The organism is Pararcticibacter amylolyticus (genome assembly GCF_003130405.1).
Taxonomy (GTDB): Bacteria; Bacteroidota; Bacteroidia; order Sphingobacteriales; family Sphingobacteriaceae; genus Arcticibacter; species Arcticibacter amylolyticus.
In genome coordinates, this window is record NZ_QEAS01000007.1 from 171,313 (window position 1) to 187,686 (window position 16,374).

Annotated in this window: 19 protein-coding genes; all 19 read right to left on the reverse strand. The window is 46.4% G+C overall.

Annotated features, from left to right (window positions below; translation table 11 throughout):
* Nucleotides 1-12: 12 nt before the first annotated feature.
* Nucleotides 13-900, reverse strand: coding sequence for a type I restriction enzyme HsdR N-terminal domain-containing protein (locus DDR33_RS10075; RefSeq protein WP_109415651.1), 888 nt, complete (start codon nucleotides 898-900; stop codon nucleotides 13-15).
* Nucleotides 901-1,024: 124 nt separating this feature from the next.
* The gene (locus DDR33_RS10080; protein WP_109415652.1) at nucleotides 1,025-1,207 is read right to left on the reverse strand and encodes a histone H1; all 183 of its coding nucleotides are present in this window, start codon (nucleotides 1,205-1,207) and stop codon (nucleotides 1,025-1,027) included.
* A gap of 52 nt (nucleotides 1,208-1,259) precedes the next feature.
* Nucleotides 1,260-2,252 carry a hypothetical protein gene (locus tag DDR33_RS10085; protein WP_109415653.1) on the reverse strand — a complete coding sequence of 331 codons (993 nt, stop codon included), beginning with the start codon at nucleotides 2,250-2,252 and terminating at the stop codon, nucleotides 1,260-1,262.
* A gap of 10 nt (nucleotides 2,253-2,262) precedes the next feature.
* Nucleotides 2,263-3,321: a conjugative transposon protein TraM gene (traM, locus tag DDR33_RS10090; RefSeq protein ID WP_109415654.1), complete on the reverse strand. Its 1,059-nt coding sequence runs from the start codon at nucleotides 3,319-3,321 to the stop codon at nucleotides 2,263-2,265.
* 28 nt (nucleotides 3,322-3,349) lie between these two features.
* Complete coding sequence (locus DDR33_RS10095) at nucleotides 3,350-3,574, reverse strand: hypothetical protein (protein ID WP_109415655.1); 225 nt, start codon at nucleotides 3,572-3,574, stop codon at nucleotides 3,350-3,352.
* Complete coding sequence (gene traK / locus DDR33_RS10100; RefSeq protein WP_109415656.1) at nucleotides 3,571-4,194, reverse strand: conjugative transposon protein TraK; 624 nt, start codon at nucleotides 4,192-4,194, stop codon at nucleotides 3,571-3,573. Before traK ends, DDR33_RS10095 begins: the two co-directional genes overlap by 4 nt.
* Nucleotides 4,195-4,197: 3 nt before the next feature.
* Nucleotides 4,198-5,379: a conjugative transposon protein TraJ gene (gene traJ, locus DDR33_RS10105; RefSeq protein WP_109415657.1), complete on the reverse strand. Its 1,182-nt coding sequence runs from the start codon at nucleotides 5,377-5,379 to the stop codon at nucleotides 4,198-4,200.
* Between the two features lie 6 nt (nucleotides 5,380-5,385).
* On the reverse strand, nucleotides 5,386-6,021 hold the full coding sequence (locus DDR33_RS10110; RefSeq protein ID WP_109415658.1) for a hypothetical protein: 636 nt from the start codon (nucleotides 6,019-6,021) through the stop codon (nucleotides 5,386-5,388).
* Nucleotide 6,022: 1 nt separating this feature from the next.
* On the reverse strand, nucleotides 6,023-6,649 hold the full coding sequence (locus DDR33_RS10115; RefSeq protein WP_146198740.1) for a hypothetical protein: 627 nt from the start codon (nucleotides 6,647-6,649) through the stop codon (nucleotides 6,023-6,025).
* Nucleotides 6,636-7,337, reverse strand: a complete 702-nt coding sequence (locus tag DDR33_RS10120; protein WP_109415660.1) for a conjugal transfer protein TraI — start codon at nucleotides 7,335-7,337, stop codon at nucleotides 6,636-6,638. Before DDR33_RS10120 ends, DDR33_RS10115 begins: the two co-directional genes overlap by 14 nt.
* Before the next feature lie 15 nt (nucleotides 7,338-7,352).
* Nucleotides 7,353-7,757: a hypothetical protein gene (locus tag DDR33_RS10125; RefSeq protein WP_109415661.1), complete on the reverse strand. Its 405-nt coding sequence runs from the start codon at nucleotides 7,755-7,757 to the stop codon at nucleotides 7,353-7,355.
* A 29-nt stretch (nucleotides 7,758-7,786) separates the two neighbouring features.
* A complete protein-coding gene (locus DDR33_RS10130) occupies nucleotides 7,787-10,267 on the reverse strand; it encodes a TraG family conjugative transposon ATPase (RefSeq protein WP_109415662.1) in 2,481 nt (826 codons plus the stop codon).
* On the reverse strand, nucleotides 10,264-10,620 hold the full coding sequence (locus DDR33_RS10135) for a DUF4133 domain-containing protein (RefSeq protein ID WP_109415663.1): 357 nt from the start codon (nucleotides 10,618-10,620) through the stop codon (nucleotides 10,264-10,266). Before DDR33_RS10135 ends, DDR33_RS10130 begins: the two co-directional genes overlap by 4 nt.
* Nucleotides 10,621-10,709: 89 nt before the next feature.
* Entirely contained in the window at nucleotides 10,710-11,054 is a 345-nt protein-coding gene (locus tag DDR33_RS10140) for a DUF4134 domain-containing protein (protein ID WP_109415664.1), read from the reverse strand.
* Nucleotides 11,044-12,819 (reverse strand): reverse transcriptase/maturase family protein, encoded by a 1,776-nt coding sequence (locus tag DDR33_RS10145; RefSeq protein ID WP_238387750.1) that lies wholly within the window; start codon nucleotides 12,817-12,819, stop codon nucleotides 11,044-11,046. Before DDR33_RS10145 ends, DDR33_RS10140 begins: the two co-directional genes overlap by 11 nt.
* A gap of 601 nt (nucleotides 12,820-13,420) precedes the next feature.
* Entirely contained in the window at nucleotides 13,421-13,672 is a 252-nt protein-coding gene (locus DDR33_RS10150) for a hypothetical protein (protein ID WP_109415666.1), read from the reverse strand.
* Complete coding sequence (locus DDR33_RS10155; protein ID WP_109415667.1) at nucleotides 13,663-14,142, reverse strand: hypothetical protein; 480 nt, start codon at nucleotides 14,140-14,142, stop codon at nucleotides 13,663-13,665. The genes DDR33_RS10150 and DDR33_RS10155 overlap by 10 nt, the downstream gene beginning before the upstream one ends.
* Nucleotides 14,143-14,278: 136 nt before the next feature.
* Nucleotides 14,279-15,055, reverse strand: a complete 777-nt coding sequence (locus tag DDR33_RS10160) for an RteC domain-containing protein (protein WP_158280700.1) — start codon at nucleotides 15,053-15,055, stop codon at nucleotides 14,279-14,281.
* A 377-nt stretch (nucleotides 15,056-15,432) separates the two neighbouring features.
* A complete protein-coding gene (locus tag DDR33_RS10165) occupies nucleotides 15,433-16,362 on the reverse strand; it encodes a helix-turn-helix transcriptional regulator (RefSeq protein ID WP_109415669.1) in 930 nt (309 codons plus the stop codon).
* Between the last annotated feature and the right edge of the window lie 12 nt (nucleotides 16,363-16,374).

Consider the following 16,374-nt stretch of genomic DNA (forward strand, 5'->3'; position numbering starts at 1 on the left):
GTACATTGATAACTAAACGAACCTGTTAACGATCAGTGGCTGAAATATTTCGTCCGTATTCTCTTCCAGTTGATTGCCGATAATACAATCTATATTGACAACAAACGCATTATTGGCAAAAGAAAAACATTTCCGCGGGCCATTCACATCCCTTTTGCTCAAATCATTGAAAGCAGATTCGGGAATGCGGCCTTTAAGCTGCTGGAAAGCAAGTGCATCAAAATCGAAAGTGACGACGTAACGCTGCCCGTCAATATTTACTGCTCCGGAAATACTGTACATATCCGGGTCTAATTGCCCGATATTCGTGATCGGCACGGCGGGAAAGAACATGCTCTCAAAATGGTCAAAGCCCAAGCGTTTTAAATGTAATCCTAAATCTTTAGCCAGCTTATGCTGGTCATTATTGAAAATAGCATCAGGTTTTAAAAAACGTTGAAGGTCGCCCCAGTAAAGCGATATCGCTTCGAGCGAAAATTGCAGTACCGGATCGTTTTTACTGATATTATAAAGAACGAACTCATTTCCATTGCAAAGCGCAAAATAATTTACCCGCACTTCGCTATGGATAGCATAAGAATAGGCTTGTTCAACATGCTTTGACTTGACCAGCATTTCACCGGGAGCTTTCGCGTCCATGATCCAGGCCGGCCGGTCATTAACCTCAAAAAGGTAGTCAGGAATGATATTGATAGGATGACGCTTGGAGCCTATGGATACGAAAGGGTGCAACAGCTGGCGACTCCTAATGATCTGGTATGGCTTGCTGGCACTATACCCCAATCCTTTGATTATCGGAACCACCAGTTCCTCGCGTACAGCATCCTCTTTAAATTCGGGGTTTTTTAAATGTGAAAAGTCAAATCCCTCAAGGATATTAAAGATAGGCTGTGTTTTCATCTATAAGTGTCGGTTTCAGGCTGCCATTAATAAAAATTACTCTAAGTTAAAATAAAACCTGAAGGGCCACAATTATAAAGCCCGCCGGAAACCGGCAGGCTTTATCCCAAAGCAGTTTACCCTGTTATTTACTTTCCTTGTTCTTCAGTTCGGTTACTTCATTACGGCCTGCTGAGGCGAGGTTCTTTATCTCCATGTACGCCTTGCGTAAACGGGTGCCAGCTGCTTTGTTGTTTTTCTCGTAAAATGCTGCTGCATCTTTTTCTGTGGCAGCTAACAGTTCTTTTAATTTTTCAAATGAGTTCATAAGTTTTAAAATTTGAAGTTTGAATATATGGGTTAATTAACTCGATAACAAATCAGATCGACATTCCCTGTTCCTGCCTTTGGTTAAGCTTTTTCTCGAAGATGTTCTGCTGGCCTTTTGCCATATCCTGCGAAGGCTCTTTCAGGAATTGTTCACGTTTTTCGATCTTGCCGTTCAATTGAAAGAAGTTGATGTTGTTGAAACGGGGCATCGCTTCGACACGAAGTTTTAGCTCTTGACCGTCCTGTCCAACTACGGTTACCACAGGTTTATTGCCGTCTTTGAGCGAATCGATCACCTGGGCTTCTTTTTTGGGATCAGCCAGCTCCTTGATGCCATACTTGTTCAGTTCCTTTGCGACATCAAAGCCGTAGCCCTCGCTATACTGTTTAACCTTATAATTGCCGTATTTGTCCTTGGGCTCATCAAACTGGTGAACGTTCCAGGCTTTATAGCTTTCTCCGGCGCGACTGACCAGATCGTCCCGATAGGCGGCGCGGCCTTGCAGCATATTGGCTGCTTGTACTACGTTGAAGCCCCGACCTCTATCCACGAATTGCGAATTGGCGATCACCGGACTATAATAAGCGGTACGGAAATCTTTGTTGACATAATCGACCTTGCCTTTTTCAATTGTGGCGAGCGTCATTTTATCGGCCACACTTTTGCCCACTGCCAGTTCACTGGTCTGTTTCTGCGATTTGAAATAATCCATCGCCTGTAAGGCACTGTCAAATTTCCTTGTGAGGTGCTTGCCCTTTTCTTCCGGGTTAGGACTGATCACAAAATACTGTTTGCCTTCTTCCAATGGTTTGGCTTTTGACAAGGCCAGGTCGTACCTGTTCAGGAAATAATAATCGCTCGAACCTGATTGTTTAAAATTTAAGGTAACGTCCAGCTGGCCGTTATCGGCCGGAACCTGTGTGTGAAGCTGGAAACCAGGCTTGCCTTTCTCCATTTCCTTTTGCATCTGTTCGATGAGCTTCTCATCGAATTTCAAGGCACGCATTTCGCCCTGTAGATTCTCCAAATTGTTTTTGTTCATCTGATAAGTATTAATGAATAGTCTGTTTTTTCGTATTGTCGCGCAACAGCAACGGATAGCCTGATTTGAGCGGCTGCTTGATGCGTTTTAACTTTTTGGTCAGAAGCGACCGTGCTGCATCAATACCCGCCCCGGCAATTTGGGTGGTCAGGTCAAAGCCCGTGATGCCGATGCTTCCGGCAGCATCAACCACGCCACCGTTTACTGCATCGGCCAATACCGCTTCGGGCGCATTGATCCCGCTCATGGCATCGCGCATATCAAATACGGTCAGGTTGACCGGTACGATGGAGTTACCCAAACGGATATTCTTGATCTCCAGGTTCAATCGCTGGTTACTGAATGCAGCCAAACCAAAAATCAAATGCCCTTTAGGGATGACCTGCCCACCCACGATCAGGCAATCCAACAATTTGAGTTTGACCACAGCGCCCTGAACAGCTTTCTGATCGCCCTCGATCACTGCGGGTATCGCTCTAAACTGACTGTCCGGTGCAGCGGCTGGCATCGCGTTCTTGTACTTCAATTTAGCCAGCTCTGGATTTTGGATTTCCTGAATGCTTTGCAGCATGGCCGACAACTGCTTCATTTCCGCATCTTCGCCTGAACCCGATTGCATACTTTTCATCAGCATTTCCAGCTTGGCCACATCTTTTTCTAGGGCTGAATCACTGGCATTGTTTTTACTGGTCACAACTCCCGTAGCCCTCGGCTCATCAGGCTTGGCCATTTCTTTGTTCAGTGCCGCCAACTTATCAGCAATTGCCTTGGCCTGCGGGTCTTCCGGCAGTCCGTTAAAACCCAATCGCCCGGCTACCGCCTCAATTTCTGAGGCTGAAGTATCGTTGCCGGACTTTTTCAGCTGGTCGTAGACCGACATCTTATCGGTGAGCGTATCACGGTTAAACTGGGCATCCGGCAGGGTCATATTGATACCTGCCTGTTTGGGCTGATCGGCAGCCGCCGATTTTTTGCCACCACCCAGGGCATAAAATGCAATGGCCAGCAGTGGAATGATCAGTAAGGGCAGGAACAATAGCATCCTGCGCGTTTCGATTCTTTGTTTCATTTTAAAGTTATTATGGTGAATAAATAGGTTAATTAAATGCGGAAACCAGCAGGTAAAGGCAGTACGCCCCGAAACCTAGGCTGAACAGTACGAGCAGCCATAGCCAGTTTTTAGCCGTTAGACCGGCCGTTTTGCCGTTTAGCCATTCTGCCAGTCGGCATTGGGTTTGGCGGATGCGGCCTGCGATGCGGTCAGCCAGGGCTTCCTGCTTAGGCGTTAGCTTATCCGCTGTGCCTTTTGCGAATAGCTTCATTGTTTAGCGGCGTTAGGGTTTACGTCCTGGTTAAGCAAGGTTTCCCATTTTTGAATGAGAAAACCGTGCGGGTTGTTATCAGAGCGGCTGACGTTGCGCAACCATCCCTGCGTGACAAGCTTGCGAGTGACTGCTGTACTTGAGCGTATCAGTTTTTGGGTAGCATAACACCTGAAATGATATGGGTATTCGCTGATGTCCAGTTGGATACTGTCTATGCTGATCTCCTGGGAGATATTTGCCGAGATGATATTATTATAATAGCCCTGCTCTTTCAGATTTTCATAGTTTTTGCGGGCGCTTTCATCGGCCAGGTTCAGTGCCTTGCCCATGTTGGCCTGTATCACTTTCTCGTCAGGGTCTAGGGTAAAGAACCAGTGGTGGAACATACCAATATGGTCGCGTGCCTCTACCGCCACGTTGTCCTTTCTTTCAGCCGAAAATGCTTCCAATGCCTTACCGTTCGCCAGGATATAGATCTTGCCCTGCACGGTCTTCACCATATCAAAACTGGTATAAACCGCAAAGCCGGAAATCAGTATACAGGCCACGACAAGGAAAAGGCTGAACCTTTTGATGTGCTGGAAAGCGGTATCGATGTTCTTAAGTTGTGTGAACATAGTTTATCCTTTCAATTTGTCTTTTAAATAATTATTTTGGTCGCCGCCTGCCTTGTCGGTGTTCATCCTGCGCCAGGCATCGCCCATCGCATCGGCCACCATGCCACCTGCGGCTATCCCGGTGTTCGCGGCAGTGGAACTTCCACCTACGACAAGCATGTTTACCTTTTGCAGCATTGCATTGCCACCGCCTGCATGGACGATATAATTCGCCACGTTCGGCACGGTGAAATAGCCGACAATGCCGATGACCATAAAAACGAGATACCCAACATCTGTGGGCGAAAAGAACGTATCGCCCGCCTGCCCGATCTGGCTCAAATCGATTTTGAGCATGTTTTCCTGTATCTTCCCCAGTATGGCACCGAAGATATTGGCGACGGGCAGCCACATGAAAATGTTGATATAACGCGCTAGCCAAACGGTCAGGGTATGTTGGAACCCATCATAAACTGCAAAGCCAAATACCAACGGCCCGAGTATGGCCATGACGATCAGGTAAAAGGTACGTACTGTATTGATACACAAGGCCGCCGCTGCGAAGAGTACCTGCAACACTTCCGACATCCACTGTTTGATAGAGTTCTTAAAGTTGTAGGCATTGCGGTCAAGCCAAAACTTAATATCATTGCCGACGCCCTCGAACATACCCTCTTTTTCTCTATTGGGGTCTTTTGGATGTGTGTAGCGATACCATTTATTTTCGTCACCATTGCCGGTTTCCCCAATATACATTTGCCAATGGGTGCTTTTTTTAATGGCTTCTTCTTTTTGTTTCAGCAATGCGGCTATCGCTTTATCACTATCACGAACCATGCCGCCCGTAGCCGAAACAACGGGTTGGAGTACGCCGTTCAGTACCCCGATGACCATCGGAAAAAGAATAATGGCCAGACCCAAAGCGAATGGCCGTAACAGCGGGTAAAAGTCAACCGGCTCGGCATTGGCAATGTGCCGCCATACCCTTGAAGCAATGTACCACAGCGCCCCGAACCCGGCCAAACCTCGCGCTACACCGATCAGTTTGGAACATAAGGGCATCATATCCCGGTAGACCTGATCGAGTACAGGCTGCAAGCCCGTAATACTACCTGCCATACCATTACCACTTTGCGCAAAGGAAATAACAGGCAAAAGCATGGCTAAGAGTGCGATAAAAGCACCCAAAAAAATTGTCTTTCTCATAAGCCGTTAGTTTTTGTTAAAGTAATTGTCCACGCCTTGCAGGTCTGCTTTCTCCCGCGTTCGCTGGATGCTGAGCATCCCGGTTTCCCGGTTGAACGAGCGCAAAAAAGTCAGTTTGTCCAGGGTATCATCATAAATCCGGTCAATGGCCTGTAGCCGTTCGTCATCGCTCATGCGCATTTTGCCCGCCGTAATCACCATGAGCAACCGGTCAAGGTTTTGCAGACTTTCATTAAAGAGCTTCTGATAGACTTTCGACAAGTAATCCAGTTCCGCTACGGAAAAAGAACCACTGCCTGAAAACCGCTTGTAGGCCGATTTGTATTCGGAGAGGATATCGCCCTGATAGGTGATGATGTCCGCTACCTTGTGGTATCTTCTGACCTCGGGACTGACGAGCATTAAACCATCCAAAAAGACTTCGTGCAGGCTGAAATTGCCCTGGGCGATGTTCCTGACGGAATTATAGCCGGTGGTTAGAATAGTGTAACCTTTTTTCATATCGCTCAAAATGCTTTTGAGTTGCGATAGCTTTTCCACGTTGAGCAACAACTGCTGAATTTCCGTGCTTTGCGCTTTCACATCGGGAGAAAAGAGGTTTAGCACCAATACACCACATAAGCTGACCCATAATATTTTCATCCTATTCATGATACCTCCTTAACTGGCTGGTCGACCTTTTTTCGGCTTCCTGCAATCGCAAAAACAGATCGGCCTTATTATAAAAATCCTGCGTAAAAGCTGATTTGTCCTGCATAGCGTCAAAAATCTGGTTCAACCGTTTGATCCGTTCATCATCGGTCATTTCTGCTTTTCCCGAAGTGATGACCAAATACAACTGTTCCAGGTCGTTAAGGCACTCGTTGATTACGCCCGCCTTGACATCCAGCACATATTCAAGATGTTCGCCGCTAAACCCGCTGGCCAAACCATTGAATGTTTTAAGTATATCCAACTGCATGGAGATGATCTCTGCGATTCGTACATCATTTCGGATAGCTGGCGATACCTTTTTTAGCTCCGTAATAAATAGTTCATGTAGCTTAAATTCGCCGTTAGTGATATCGCGGATCGTAGATAAACCCGTTCCCGCAATTTCATAGCCCTTCTTCGCATAACCTAGATACACCTGCAAAGCGGCGATCTGCTCGATCAGGTATTTCTTCTGCGTTTTCTTTTGGCTCCACCATTCGGCAAAGGTCTGTGCCTGAAGGCTGAGAGATGCCAATAACAACAAGCAGCAAACCGGAATAATTTTAATTGATTTCATACACATGCTTTAAGGTTTTTACTTCCAGTTCAGAACGGGCACGCTGTATGGACAGCGTAATGTTCTGCTGGTTGAACTGTTTGAGGTCGGCATAATTCTGCTCCATTTTGCCCCAAGCCTCATCGATCAGCTCCAGGCGTTTGGCATCGGACATCTGCGTTCTAAAGGAGTTGATGACGATAAAGATCTGATCCAGGTTTTTTAGGCTCTCCTCTAAAATCCCTTTGTACACCTCTTCGATATGCGACAGTTCATCTGCTGAAAAGTGCTTATCCCTGCGGAAAAGACTGGCTGCCCACTGATATTCCCTGACGATCTCGGCCTGTGTACCGGTCAGGTCTTTGATACGCTGGTAGGTGCTGATCACGGCTTTCACCTTTTGCAGTTCCTCATAATACCCGCTATAAAGTTTCTTTTGCCTTTCCGTCCAGTCGGATATTTCCGTCAGCTTGAATTTGGACAACTGATTTTCAACCACCTTTTGCGCGTTCTGCAACCAGATGGTCTGGTTTTGCAGGCGCTGTACCTTCAGGTCAATGGCCTTGATCACTTTTTTGATACCGGCCTTAATGACCTCGGCAATGATCAGTTGCGCATTGGCACCGGTTGGCAGAGCGACCAGCACGGTCGTGCCGCTGAGCGACAGCACGACCATATAAGTTTTTAATACTTTTTTTAATGTTTTCATACTTAGATAATAGGGTCAGGGGATGCGCCTGTAAAGGCTGTTCTCTAACAGCAGGCCATCCGCACTAAAGCGGATCAACCTGCCTTTTTGCTGTCCGGTCATGACCTTTTGTTCAGGATCGTAGATCGCTTTCCATTCTTCAGATTCCAGGATCAGTTTCCCGGGCTTACCGCTTTCATTGAGCATTCTAATGCCGGTCTTCCGGCGGATGATATAGTTTTCTTCCTGTATCTTTTCTACTGCCAGGGTATCGCTGGCGATACTGAACTCGCTTTTGGCCTGGTTCACATAGGTACCGCTGAAGGCAACCTGCGGATGGCGCTGGCAACCACCGAATAAGCTCATGGCCAAGCCAAAAAGGATAATAAAAACAGCACACCACTTTAGTGAACTGTCTGTTTTCAATGTTGAACTCCACATAATCAATTGGTTTTAGTGAATAAATCTGTTTACAATGCTTCGTCTCCGTTACGGAGCTGGGCCGCCAGTGCGGCGACCCCACGGGATATGTCGCCGTACTTGGCGGCGTATTCCTGAACTTTCATTTTCTCCCTTTCTTCGGTGGTGTATACCAAATATTCTTCGAGCGAAACCTCTGTGCGGTAAACCTTGGAATGGCTGGTGCCGAGCGATATAAAAACCTCTTTGTACTTCAGTTTGGGATCGTTGGCTTTGTTCATGGAAAGGATCTGCGTTTTTTCCGTTTCGCTGAAACCGAGCATGGCCTGTACCTCGTCAAACTTGTTCTGGTACTTGCTCTGATCCAGCAGGATTTTACAGTCGGCACTACCGATAATGGCCTTTTTGACAATGGGCGAGCTGATAATGTCTTCGATCTCCTGCGTGACCACGACCGCCTCCCCAAAGAACTTACGGACGGTTTTAAACAAATATTGAATGTACCCGCCCATGCTCTCTTTGGCAATGCTCTTCCAGGCTTCTTCCAAAAGCAAGACTTTACGGATACCCTTCAGCTTACGCATCTTGGAGATAAACATCTCCATAATGATGATGGTCAAGACCGGAAATAATATGGGATGGTCTTTACACTGGTCAATTTCAAAAATCACCAGTCGCTGTTGTAGGAGGTCAAGGTTTTCCGTGGCATTCAGCAGGTAGTCGAACTCTCCACCCTTATAATAAGGGTTCAGCACATAGAGAAAATTCTCGACATCGAAATGGCGCGTCTGGACTTTTCCATCTTCCAATACCTGTAAGTATTCCTGCATCAGGAAATCGTAGAAAGAATTAAAGCAGGGAAATATTTCAGGGTGCTTGTCCAGATAAGCGTAGTATAAGGTCAGTGAATTACTGATCGCCACATATTCCGAGCGGGTAAATTTCTCATCGTCCTTTTTCCAGAGGGTAATGAGCAGGGTTTTGATGCTTTCCTTTTTTTCGGTATCCAGCACATCGCCTTCGGTGATATAGAAAGGATTGAAACGGATTGGGTTTTCTTCCGAATAGGTAAAATAATAACCCTCCACCAGATCACACAAGCCCTTATAACTGTGCCCCACATCGACGATGACCAGATGTGCACCTTGCTCGTAATAGCTTCTCACCAGGTGATTGGTAAAAAAACTCTTACCGGAACCGGAAGGGCCGATAATAAATTTGTTCCGATTGGTTGTCCAGCCCCGTTTCATGGGTTCGTCCGAAATGTCCACATGCACCGGATAGCCCGAATTGCGTTCGGCCAGTCGAATACCAAAAGGAGATAAGGAACTGCGGTAATTGGTTTCCATGTTCAGGAAACAACAGGCCTGTTCTGCAAACGTGTCAAAAGTATCGCCCATCGGGAAATCCCCTGCATTGCCGGGGATGCCCGCAAACCAAATTTGTGCCGCGCCATCGGTTTCCTGTTTGCAGACCGCATCCATTGCCGCCATTGCCGAACCTACTTTGTTCTTCAGTTCTGCCGTGTCCTCGATATTGTCCGCCCAACATAGCACGTTGAAATGTGCCTTGACGGGCAGCTTTTGCGTGGTAATGGCTTCATTCAAAAAGTCGTTGCAGGCATCCCGCGATATCGCATTTTCCCGCGAGTAGGCAGAAAGCGATTGCAGCCGCAATTTTTTGGCTTCCAGTTCTTTAATCGTCTTCTGGCCGTCGCCGATAAACAGGTATTGGCAGTAGATATGATTACAGTCCAGCAGCTGTCCCAACGGCGAAGCGAAACCGACACTGAATTTGGTCTTGTCGGTAGAATACCTATCGTAATTGATACGGCTGCCACAAAAAGCGGGCAGATCCTCCGCATCAGATAATGCATAAAGTTCGATCTGTTTATCGCCGATACGAATACCATCCCTGATATGTACGTCCCTGATCATAGGCTGTTTGTGCCTACCGAGCAAAAAGCAATACCGTTCTAAAATACCGGCCTCGCCAGCTGTCCCGGCGAGTTCATCGTCTGTCAATCGCTGCAACCCGAGCAACCCACTATCAAGCAGTATCCGTTCAAACTGCCCACAGGCAGATAAAAAGGTTTTGTAACGGCGCTCATCCTTTACCTGTACCGGTGCTACGGATTTCCGCAATATGCCGGAATAAGAAGACGATGATGCCCTGCGGTTTGCAGGTTGTTGGGTTAAAAAGATAAAACATTCATGTTCCAAATAAGGCCGCTCATTGAAATGTCGTTCCGATGCACGGGACAACACTTCATGGTCACCAAATGCCTGCTTACTGAAATCGGCCTGCACCTTGCCACGAAGGAACCAATCTATCTTTTGCAGGATACTACCGGGCGGCAATACCCGTACCGCTTTCACAAAAGCCAGGTGCAATGCCTCGAACTGATCAGCGGACAGCGTGCCTGTCTCGGGCAGGGTCACTTTGAAACCGATCGTTAAGTCCCCTTGCATGGAAACCATAGACCCGTTTTCGACCTTCCAGATTGGCAAAATATTTTCCATACCGATCATAGGCCAGTCCTCCTGATTAATGACGGGTCGGTTGTATGTACCTTTAGCCTAGTGAACAACCGACGGGAACGGAAACTGATATAACGCGGCAAGCCACGCTTGGCAAAATACTTCTCCAGTCCATGCACGCCGAAGCGTTTGGACATACGGGCTACCAACCAGAACAAGACACTACCCAAACCGAAGATCAGCGGTAACAGGACGTATATCGGCATACCGATCACGTAAAGGATGGCAAAACTGACCAGCAAAGCGACCAGTCCGCCTGCAAGCCAGGCAATGTATTGCCCCTGCAAACCTTTAAAAACGATGGGCTTATTGATGCCCTTATTGATCTGATATATTGTACTCATAAAAAATAGATTAAAGACCGGTACAGGCGAAGCCGATAGCATTCTTGTTCAGCAGGGCACCCGCCCGAACCGGTCAGTTTTAAAAATTGTTAGATGCCAAAGAAAGATTTCAGCACCGTGGCCACCACCACTAGGAACACACAGCTCCCGAACCATGCCGCGGCAACCTTGTTGGTATCCGGCTCCCCGCTATTCCACTTGGAATACACCTTAATCGCACCGATCAGGCCCAATACCGCACCAATGGCATACATCAGGTTGCACCCGGCTTCAAAGTAACTGGTCACCTTACTGGTCGCCTCCTGAATACGTAGGATAATTCCTCGACGCCTTGTTGTATTTCTACAGTAGGTTTTCGTGTCATCTCCTCCAAACCGTACGTACCTGTCTCCAGGTATACGGCTTTCCACTAATATCCGCAGTCTAACTTCCATGATGAATCTTTTTGTGACAGGGTACGCATACCGCCATCGTTTTCCTTGCACGACCAATCATTTTGATTTCCCACGCCTCTTTCTTGGGGCGTTCTTTGAGGTCACTGATTTTCCTGACATGGTGCATTTGTAAGGGCACATCTGTCACACCACATAGTTCGCATGAACGGGCGTTTAGCCTATCTATCATGCTGGTATGTGCGTGTCTCCCCGTATATTTCGGGAACTCGTCAACCCGTGCGGTCAATGCTTCATCACGTTTTTGAAAACCACGATTGTAGAATATTCTCATCCTGTTACGGCCTTTTTTGTCCGTATATCTAATGGTGAACTCTCCGTTGATTTTGAACTTATCCAGTACTTGCCCGGTGAACAGCCTGTATTTTCGACCATAGGTTTTGTACATGCTGTATTCCATGAAGTAGTGGAAAGAGTTAATCGCACCAGCATTTAAGGCAATAGAGTAGTAGTTGTAGAAGCCTATGATTTCAGAGTTGTACTGGCTGATGATTTCTAAGTCATCTTTATTAAGCAGCCATGGCCTCGATTTTGGTTTCCAATGTTGCTGACTGTCGTAGTGTTTGAATTCTACAGCGCCATAGTACATCAGCTTTTCCTTCATCTTATCTTCCGGCATTTTCAGTACTACCCGTTTGTTATAGATGCGTTCTAACCGTCCTGATTTATTATCCCTTTTGGTTAGGTTGGATTTCTTTACATTAACATCGTATGAAAGGAATCTCGCTGCGTTTTCCGAGTGGGTAATCAGCGTTTTCTCTTCCGAGAGTTCCAATTGCAACGTATCATGCAGAAAGGTTTTGATGTCTTCCTTTATGCGTTTGCAATCTTCTTTATCACCGATTATTCCCACTAAAAAGTCATCAGCGTACCTGACGTATTTCAGTCGTCTGTAATTGCTGTCCATATCTTGACCGTAGGGTATCATTACTCTTTCACGTTCTATTAGCCTTATTTGGCTGATGAGTTCTTTTCTTTCGTTCTCATCACTTGTGATTTTCAATTTGTTTACCAGTCTGATTTTCATCGTACCGATTTTTGAGCTTTCAGGGGTTTGTTTCCTTGATTCGCCTTTATCGAATGTTTGGGCATATTCTTTCATGTATTTGTCCAGTTTATCGAGATAGATATTAGCCAGTATAGGGCTGATTATCCCACCTTGCGGTGTCCCGCTGTACGTTTTATGAAAGACCCAATCTTCAACATAACCTGCGTTCAGGAACTTCCTTATCAGTCGGATAAATCGGTCGTCTGCAATGCGTTCCCGCAGGATATTGATAAGCACCTCATGTTGGATGTTATCAAAGAATCCTTTGATATCGCCTTCAACGAACCATTTGACCCCTCTGTAGGTCGTTTTGATTTGCATTAATGCGGTATGACAGCTTCGTTTGGGACGGAAACCGTGAGAGCAATGTTCAAATTGCCCTTCGTAGATGGCTTCCAGTATCATTCTTACTATCTCCTGCACCAACTTATCATCGAATGCTGGTATGCCCAATGGACGTTTCTTCCCATTTTTCTTTGGGATGTATGTCCGTCTTGCCGGGCATGGCTGGTACGATTCATCACGAATGGTACCCATCAGTTTTTCAATCCGTTCCAAGCTCATCCCATCGACAGTACTGCCGTCTGAGCCGGGTGTCATGTTGCCGGGTTTCGCATAAATGCGCTGGTAGGCTACATGGTACATTTCCGGATTAAAAAGAATCCTGTATAGCTTTTCAAACCGGTAGCTTGAAACCATACTGTGTTTTGTTAGACTGTTCAATACTTTTTGCGGACTTCTCATAATGTCTCACACATTTTCCTTTATTAGTATTAAAAGATATTAGCTGCTTCCCTTCGCCATGTACAGGGCGTTACCCTGCTCAGACTACTACGGAAGCTCCGTTACCATATCGGATTTTCAGAAACTGCTCTCATAGCCGCGCCAGCGGCATTCCGACTTAGGTAATCCCCAGTTAACTGCTTAGTAACTATGGCTCGACAAATTGTCGGATATGACTTCCGCCTTTTCCTGCTTATTGCAGTTGTGCTGTAATTTGTTCTATGGTCTCTAATCACGCCGGGCTAAAAGAGACTATTACAGTATGACGAGTTTAGTTATCTTACGTCATAGACACGGTTGGGGCCACTCGGGCTATCATTTGGTTAGTATGAACCTTATCCTCGTATTTGTCTTTTCATCTCCCCATTCAGTCGCAGCCTGATAACTGGCTGACTCATGGCTTTACCGACATGCTGTTTTCCCCGGTATTGGTTTCCCTCACGGATAAGTCGGTGATGATGGATTTTTAAAGAACACTAATCCAGTTTCTTGCCAAAGAAACATTTACTAAGCAGCCCTATCTGGGCGCACCTGCCGAACCATCCTGGGCCAGTAACGGGATACTGCACAGCAGGTTATAGACGCAAAGCGTCATGGTTAGCAATAATCCTTTAGCGATCAGTCTTTTGCGCTCTGGTTGTTTTTCAAAGTTTTTTTTCATACCTATTGATTTGATTTCCTCTAATGGGCAGCCATTCATGCCGCCGTTACCTGCGGTAAGGAAAAGCAGATCAATACTTGTTCTACTAAAAAACAGCGTTACAGCCAAAGACTTTCCAGTTCCTCTTCGGACAAAAAGAACGGTACATGTTCGCGGATAAAATCATTTAGCAGTTCACGCGAAGCCTCCGGTATCGGGTATCGATCCCTTATCGAACGGAAAAGTGCATAGAATTCCTCCTTGCCGCCCAGGTCGCGTTCGATCTCACGGCAGGCCGATTTGATTTCTTCCTGCACGTCCGGCAACACGCCAAGCCTTGACTGTTCAGGTAATCCGAAAGAAAAATCTCCGGCATCAACCACACTTACCCCTCGTTCCAAAGCCCGTTTGCCCATCAGGTCGTCTTTAGGCACGTTTTCCAGCACATCCACTTCATCCTGCCAGCCGTGCGGCAGGGGCACGTCTGTGGCTGGTGTTTTTTTGCGATAGAACAGGAGCCATACACCGGCGTACCAGACCAGGCTCAATACCGCTGCGGCAAGCAAAAATTCCTGCCATGAAAAATTGTTGAATAGCATAAAATATTGTTTTTAACCTGCCGCTCCATTACGGCAGGCTTGACGATGACAAAGTTTAGGAACCTGCAAAAACCTTTATCTCTAGTAGCTATAAATAAATAATAAGCCACAGATTTACAATACTATACGGCTTTTACTATTCGGGCATGGAAACACTTTTATCGATGTATTCCATCAGCATTTCCTGCATCGAATCCAGGTATTTGAGCTTGCTGAGCCGTTTGCGGTTCTTGATCTCGCGCAAACGGTTGGCGGGTATACCGATTTCCAGTCCAAAGGCTTCTTCCAGCCAGCGAAAAATCTCCGTTAACCCGGCCTTGCCATCGTTCAGCTGTTTGGTCAGGTAGAGCGCATAACCCAATTCGACCAAGTTGATCGAATCGCCCGTCCATCGAAAAGTTTTTAGTGAAGCTCCTGCAGAAACAGCTAGAACCGGAGCCGGTCGATCCAGCTCCTTTAATTGTTCCAGGATAAATTCCTGTAATAGCTCGTAGGCGATAAACTTTGCAAATAGATAATCCCCAGCCGTAGAAAAGCCGGGATCGAGTTCCGGTACTTCGGGGATGAAGACCGGCTGTACCTCTGCGCCGCGCAGGAAAAGGATCTCATCCATTTCGGTAAAACCTGACCGGTAATACCCGTAGTGAAAAGCATGTTGCTTGAAAAAGCGGGATATGAATTTAAGTTCCTCTAGCCAGTAATCGCGGAGCATTTGTTCTGTACCTGACGGTTTGCCGTTCATCAAGCCAAACCAACAGGCCAGGAATATTTTTTGCGCATAGTATTCGGGCTTTTCAAATTTGAAAAAATAGATCTCATCAAATTTGTCTTTGAAGGCCATCGCTGTTTTTTCACTTCGGGCAAAGGCCAGGAACTCGGAGATCAGCGACATGGCCTGGTTAAATTTTTCCACCAGGGTCAGCCCGTCATTAGCGGTAATGGATCTTACTTCCGCACATAATTCACGAAAGGCAACTTTAAGGGTTTTCTTCCTCATATAGGTATGATTAAATGAACCCGTACGGCACCTGTTTACTGGTATCTACTTGCACACCGCACGGAAAACGTACACTTTTTTCATAGGCATTCTCATTTTAAAAAAATCACTATTGGAGCAGATCACAACTTATGCGAATGCCCCAAATGTGCGCCTCTTCAAGAAAAATCATCTACGCAAAACCACTATTTCTGCTACGCAAAAGCATCCGTAAATACAAAAACGGCCCTCCGCATTCCGGAAAAGCCGCTTTAAAACAAAATAAAAAAACGATAAGTATCAGACGCCCTCGGTCAGGGCATCTCCAATTTGGCCATCAGTTGCTGTCGGGTCGAAACTTCTGCTTTTTCGTGGATAAACTGAATGTGCTTACCCAAAGTACCGATGGAAATACAGAGCATATCGGCGATCTCCGCCCGCGAATAACCCTGGCGAATCAGGCGCACCACTTCGAGTTCGCGTTCGGTAAACCGGTACAATAAGATATTCCGCTCAAAAGCCTGTGAGAAAGGCACCTTGTTTTGCAATTCCAATAACCGTTCTTTATCCAAACGCTCCGCACGTATTGAGCGGGAAATGAAAATAAAAGTGGTAAACAAAAAGCCCAGGTTGGTGACCAGAACTTCGACCCATTGTGTGACGTGCAGCCATGAAAAAACACTCATCAACACCCACGGTGCAACAGAGCAGTACACCAACATCATTTCCAGCTTCGTATTGTACTGGCCATCCTGTTTTTCTTCATCGAACATTCTACGGACCGCCACCAGAATTACCCATATTAAAACGATTGAATACAGAAACGGCACCGGCATTCCCCACGTAATCGCCTTTTCCAGATCAGCGGTCAGCGGATAAACGACCAGGAACGCGGTCACATAAGGTAACAATAAAAACAGCGGTACACCCACCAACGCATGCCAGCGTAGGGAGGAAACCCCAAATCCCTTGAAGAAAAAAAAGGGAAAATAAGAAGCCATTAAAAACCCGCCGCCATAGGCAATGATATTCTGCGTCATAACCGGCAGCCAGCGAATATTGGGATCGGGAAAAAAACCACCGGTCACATTATAGAAGATCAGCAAGGCCAGCAACACCAGATACCAGAACCGCGACTTGTCATCCGGCCAGGCCAAATAGTGCGTCACCTGATAAAAAAGAAAACAACATTCAATCACGACGATCACTAACGTAACGCCGTGCATTTCTCCAAAAGCAAACATACAAGTAGATAG